At 39.9% G+C, this 5713-nt stretch carries 6 protein-coding genes; 1 reads left to right on the plus strand and 5 read right to left on the minus strand.

The annotated features are described in order from the left end of the window. On the plus strand, nucleotides 1–890 hold an 890-nt coding region (locus tag AB4653_RS18445; RefSeq protein WP_372104939.1), incomplete at its 5' end, for a chromate transporter. Nucleotides 891–990: 100 nt separating this feature from the next. Here the strand turns inward: AB4653_RS18445 and AB4653_RS18450 are convergent. The 5 genes from AB4653_RS18450 to AB4653_RS18470 all read right to left on the minus strand — a co-directional run. After that, nucleotides 991–1701, minus strand: coding sequence for a class I SAM-dependent methyltransferase (locus tag AB4653_RS18450; protein WP_102257767.1), 711 nt, complete (start codon nucleotides 1699–1701; stop codon nucleotides 991–993). A 9-nt stretch (nucleotides 1702–1710) separates the two neighbouring features. After that, nucleotides 1711–2640: a glycosyltransferase family 2 protein gene (locus AB4653_RS18455; RefSeq protein WP_086048858.1), complete on the minus strand. Its 930-nt coding sequence runs from the start codon at nucleotides 2638–2640 to the stop codon at nucleotides 1711–1713. Further along, nucleotides 2633–4414 (minus strand): hypothetical protein, encoded by a 1782-nt coding sequence (locus AB4653_RS18460; RefSeq protein ID WP_102257766.1) that lies wholly within the window; start codon nucleotides 4412–4414, stop codon nucleotides 2633–2635. The genes AB4653_RS18455 and AB4653_RS18460 overlap by 8 nt, the downstream gene beginning before the upstream one ends. A 24-nt stretch (nucleotides 4415–4438) precedes the next feature. Continuing rightward, complete coding sequence (locus tag AB4653_RS18465; protein ID WP_009847489.1) at nucleotides 4439–5443, minus strand: lipopolysaccharide assembly protein LapB; 1005 nt, start codon at nucleotides 5441–5443, stop codon at nucleotides 4439–4441. Then, nucleotides 5440–5713 (minus strand): type II secretion system F family protein (locus AB4653_RS18470; protein WP_372104941.1); only part of this gene is annotated, 274 nt, incomplete at its 5' end. The genes AB4653_RS18465 and AB4653_RS18470, both read right to left, overlap by 4 nt.

Consider the following 5713-nt stretch of genomic DNA (forward strand, 5'->3'; position numbering starts at 1 on the left):
TCCTAATGTTGATATTGGCCTTAGTGAGCAACCAGTTGTTGGAAGCACCGCTTTTCATTTCAATCATCCACGGACTTAAGCTACTCGCAGTCGTGGTTGTAGCTGACGCCACTTTCGGCATGTACAAAAACTTTTGCCAATCAAAGGTAGCAACAGCACTGTGTGTAATCACCGCGATTGTTCTACTTTTGATTCCTGGGATCTGGCCTCAAGTCTTAGTGCTCCTATTTGCAGCGATGGTTGGCAGTAAGTTCTTAACCTCGCAAGACTCAAAAACAACGCCTTCGACACATAAGATATCCATAACACCGCTAGTGATTTTTGTAGCACTACTGATTGGTTTACCTCTGTTCAGTGCATACTCTCAAGGCATTGAAGTATTTGGTTTATTTTACCAAGCAGGTAGTTTGGTATTCGGTGGCGGGCACGTGGTTCTTCCATTGCTACAAAATGGTATTGGCGACCAACTGTCTCAAGATACCTTCCTAACAGGCTATGCCGCTGCGCAAGCTGTACCTGGCCCAATGTTTACATTAGCCACTTATCTAGGCTATGTGTTGATGCCATCGGCACCGATTACAGGTGCACTGCTCGCAACAGTTGCGGTGTTCTTACCGGGTTTCTTATTGCTACTGGCTGTACTGAAGAATTGGCAGGCGATTGCAAGCAAGCCTTTGGTGGCAGGTGCTCTTACCGGTGTGAATGCAGCAGTTGTTGGTCTATTGCTTGCGGCTCTATACCAACCCATCTTCACAAGCGCAGTGAGCAGCGGCATAGACTTCGCTCTGATCATTGTTGGTGTGTGGTTATTAAAAACCGTAAAGGTCCCGATTGTAGGGTTAGTGGGTGTGTTTATGTTGTTTGGCGCAATTACAGGTTTGGCGATCTAAGCTATCAATTAATAGACAGACAAATAAGAAGTGAGAGGTTTGATCGCTTACTTCTTGTTTTCCCGCTCTTCTTTCAAAAACTAAAAGCATCTTTCACTTCCTATAGTGGTTTAACCCCGTGGAAGTTGAAGAACAAATTGCAATCAATAAGCGGCACAAAGCTCAGCGGCCAAAATGATTTTTGGTGTTCAGGAAGGTAATACCTTAAGAAAGCGATTAAGTTATTGCATGGATTGACATGCTCTCTCGCCATAATGTAATCGTAATGCCACCCCTTCAGTAAGGCGTGTTTTCTTGTCGTCATATAGCGACCGATTTTCCAAGCGACCCCAGGATCGGTAGGAATCAAAATAGACAGAGTGCCTCCAGGCTTTAACACTCTTAACCACTCTTTAATCACCAAGTGAGGCTCGTATAAATGCTCCAATATATGGGTCGCGATAACACGATCGAAGCTATTAGTTTCAAAGTCTAATTGCCGAGCATTGGCCAAATTGAAAACAAGCTTACCGTTAGAACCAATATGATTGAGTTGCTCTTTTGCCACCTCAAGCGCCGCAGCATCGCCATCACTCACGATATACTCGTCAAAGGTGTGTTTGACGTGCAGCAAGTGTTCACCTGTACCGGAGCCCACTTCTAACACTCTCGAAAAGTGTTCACTTTCACCAAATGGCTTTTCACATGCTATATGACCAGCTCTCATCACATAACCCGTTGTATTGCCGTTATAAACTCGCTCATCATATTCGTCACTGAAACGAGATAAATAATCGATCCACTCTTTGTCTTCATCCTTGCTTGTTCTCATGCTTGATTCCTATTCAGATAGCGTTTTATCACTCGTTCGTAATATAGAAAGGATCCTCATCTCTCGCCTACCTCGTGATACGTTGTCGAGTATCAACCCACAGAAAAAAGACATCACCGCTATCAATGCAATTGAACTAGACAAAATAGCAGTAGGCACCCTTTCGACGAGCCCAGTATCGATGAAGTCGATGATAACGGGGATTCCTAAAACCAATGAAATGAAGCAAAGCAACATAGACAATACGCCAAAGAAGAACATTGGCTTTACATCTCTCAATAAGAACAAAATGAAATTGAGAATTTTGAGCCCATCACTAAAGGTATTCAATTTGCTGGCTGTGCCTTCAGGCCTTGATTGATATTGCGTCGAAACTTCTTTGATTGGCATATTATGATGTAGCGCATGAACGGTAAGCTCTGTTTCTATTTGGAAGCCATCACTGAAAATGGGTACGGTTTTGACAAATCGATGGCTCATAATTCGATAACCAGAAAACACATCACTCAATTGAGCATTGAATGCTAAATTAATCAGCGATGAAAACAGCTTATTTCCTAGGATATGCCCTTTGGGATAAGCCATTGAAGCTCGCTCTCGACTTCCAATAATCATATCGAGTTTTTCATTATCCAATTGTTCGATCAGCGCAGGGCATATTGACGCATCGTAAGTGTCATCACCATCAGCCATCACATAGATATCAGCATCAATATCAGAGAACATTCGCCTGACAACCTCTCCTTTACCTTGGCGAGGCTCATGTCGAACAATAGCCCCAGCTTGCAAGGCCTCGTTTACCGTGTTGTCGGTTGAGTTATTGTCATAAACATAAATAGATGCATCAGGTAAAGCCTGCTTAAAAGACATAACTGTCTTCCCAATAGCACCCGCTTCATTAAAACATGGGAGCAATACTGCTAATTTCTGCTTATTCATTCTCACCCCTCACTTTAAAAACTCGGTAACCATCCTTAACTCCGTCGTATGTCACCTCTAGCCAATCTGGAACATTATCCCCATGAAGCCTTTTAACTAGAGAATTATCGCTTCCCGACGCCTCCAGAAGAGATAAATGAGGGTCATTACCAATCAATATATAATCAACCCTTTTGTCTATTATTTCTTTTCTTGCTAAGAGCATGTCCTCTTCTAGCATCACTTCAATTAGGAATTGGTTGCCAGCAATATTTCGATGGTAAGGCGCTGCAATGATACTGTTGTTGGTTTTTGCTAGTACAGGAGCGCCGGTTTCTATCCCAGAAAGAATTGTATGTGAATTAATACCGTTATCTTTTAATACTTTAAATATATCTGGTGGGTTTTCTATATTATCAAAAACAGTGGTTACTTTTTCTTCTGGTGACAAAATAACAATAAAAAGTGCTAAAGCTAAAGGAGCACCAGAGAAGATAACAATAATTTTTAAAACTGAATATCTAACAACATCGGACAATTTTATAATAAAGTATGCTTGAAAAGGTGCAGCTAAAACAAAGCACAGCCTCATTATTCTAATCTGCCAAAATAGCGCAAGAAATAAATTAAACATAAAGATGATGTACAATATTATTGCATGGTGGTTTTTTAACTTAAATATCGGGGATAGAATTGCGGGAACCAATAGCAACGCATAGTTTTCAACAGAAAATAAACCATGGGTTGATATATAACTAGCAACAGATTTAGCTTCCGTGACTTGATCAAGCCAATACATCTTAAGTATTGGAGGGTAATCAATTAATAAAGCACTAGTAAGTGATGGGTAAACAATAAAAACAGGAAGTAAACACAACAAACCAAGAGTAATAAACAGGAAAGTCCTTTCAATTACACTCTTATCATTACTCGCCAACCTGTGATAAAAATGAACAAACAACCAACCACTAAAGAATAATATTATAATAATAAATGATACTTCATCATATTTTAAAACAAAAAACTCATCGTAAGGCCTATTCAATAAAACAGTAATAGATGACAAAAACGTACAAGTAGCGTATAGCTTGGAGATATAACTAAAGTATCCGTTATTAAAAAAACTGAAATAGACCGTATAAAGAAAAAAGAACGGAAAAAACAACAATAGATTATCCACACCCGTCCACAAAGATAAAGATAGGAAAGTGGATTGTATATAAACACGCCATGATTGATTGAGATTGCGAGTAGTAAGAGGTGTAACTGAAAGAAACAGTGCTGCTAATATAAGTTGAATATTATGGTGATCAATAGAACCTGGCAGGAAATGAATAATTGAAGGAGAGGAAATAGCAAACATCATACTTATGAAACGATATTTGCTCCCAAAGTATTGGTCACATAAATAGAAACATGATAATGCGTAAAGTAACAAGTAAAACAATGGCACAACAGAAATCGAGATTGAATAAGCAAGACTATCATCAATTATAAATAGCAATGGGAAAGCGACTATAGATAACATTAGATCAGGAAACCGAGACCAATGAATAATAATGCCATCGAGAGCATTGAAATTACTCATCGGTTCTAAGTACCAATGACCACTTTTCATCCACGCTTGGAACTGAACATAACGCATATAATCATCGTTATCATTTAGATTGAGTGCGGATACTGCTTCCCACTTGTAAAACAGTATCACTGATGCGCAGGCAAACCAAAAAATAGAGATTACAATGACATCTTTATTAAAACTTTCACGGTTAGGCAATATAAAGATCCTTTTCATTGCACTAAAACTGGCGCTAAGTAGTTATTGCTTCATCTCTCTTACCTCTGATAGCGCTCTATTCAGATTTTCATTGGCGATTTTGTAATAAGAGGGTTTCTTATCAATAGCTTGTTGAAGGTAAGGAACGGCTTCATCTGGTCGACCTTGAATAATTAAAAAATACCCTACATTGTTCAGAGCTTCAGGTGCATCCATATGACGCATAAACACATTTATCGCTTTTTTCACATCACCTGATGCCAAATAAATGAGCGCAAGGTTGTTTTGAGCCTTTTCATTGTTCGGTTCTATCTCTAAAGCCGAACGAGTATATTGATACGCTTCTTTGTAGTTACCGTACATGTAATGGGAATACCCCATATTCAGTAGAGCTTTCACTGATGTCTTATCGATAGTCAGCGATTTTTTAAAGTATTCTTGTGCGATTTGATGTTTTCCATCGACATCTTCCAGCACGCCAATACCCATAAAGGCTGATGCAGGAGACATACTGTCAACCTTCAAAGCGGCTACTTCACTTTGACTTAAGGCTTGGTAATTTGTAATCGTTTCACTACTTTTTAAACGAACTTGGTCTGCATTGATCGCCTTAAAGAAATAGCTTCTTCCCTCATCTGTACGACGCTGTTTGGTATATAAAACGCCTAACTGCTCCAGCACTTCCGTATGCGCCGGGTTAAAATCTAATGCCGCCAAATACGCTTTTTCTGCCAGTGCATAATTGCCTCTAGATGAATGAATCCGGCCGATAGTAAACAACGTTTTATCGTGAAACTCTTGCTCAGGAAAAGACAGAGAACGAATGTATTCGTAAAGAGCTAAATCGATATTGTTATCCCTTAAAGCTACATCACCGCGCATAATGGCTTCTTTTTCACTGACAGGGGGATCGTCACTGGTTAAGGTGTCAATTGGCTTCCCCGAATACAACTCGGCATCAAACTGATTGGTTGGTTCATCAGAAGAGGCACACCCTAAAATTAATAACGGCAGTAAAAGTAAAACCATTCTATTCATTAGCATCATAAACCGACTCCTGGCGCACTCAATGCGTCCATAACAATCATCATCCCAGGTCCTAGGGCAACAATAAAAAAACAAGGCCAAATAAATAACAACATAGGAAATAACATCTTAGTGGGTATTTTTGCTGCAATTTCTTCCGCAGCTTGTTGCCGCTTATCTCGAAAATCTTCGGTATAGTCTCGTAAAGTTTGCGCCAAGCTCCCCCCCATTCTTGAGGCATGAGACAGCAAGGATACGAGTCCGTCTAACTCATGAAGTCCCGTTCGTTCA

Source organism: Vibrio sp. 10N.222.48.A3, from assembly GCF_041475345.1.
Taxonomy (GTDB): domain Bacteria; phylum Pseudomonadota; class Gammaproteobacteria; order Enterobacterales; family Vibrionaceae; genus Vibrio; species Vibrio tasmaniensis_A.

Bases quoted from the DNA above. Each gene is read 5' to 3' on its own strand.
- AB4653_RS18450 (WP_102257767.1), bottom strand. From the start codon at position 1,701: ATGAGAACAAGCAAGGATGAAGACAAAGAGTGGATCGATTATTTATCT.
- AB4653_RS18455 (WP_086048858.1), bottom strand. From the start codon at position 2,640: ATGAATAAGCAGAAATTAGCAGTATTGCTCCCATGTTTTAATGAAGCG.
- AB4653_RS18460 (WP_102257766.1), bottom strand. From the start codon at position 4,414: ATGAAAAGGATCTTTATATTGCCTAACCGTGAAAGTTTTAATAAAGAT.
- AB4653_RS18465 (WP_009847489.1), bottom strand. From the start codon at position 5,443: ATGATGCTAATGAATAGAATGGTTTTACTTTTACTGCCGTTATTAATT.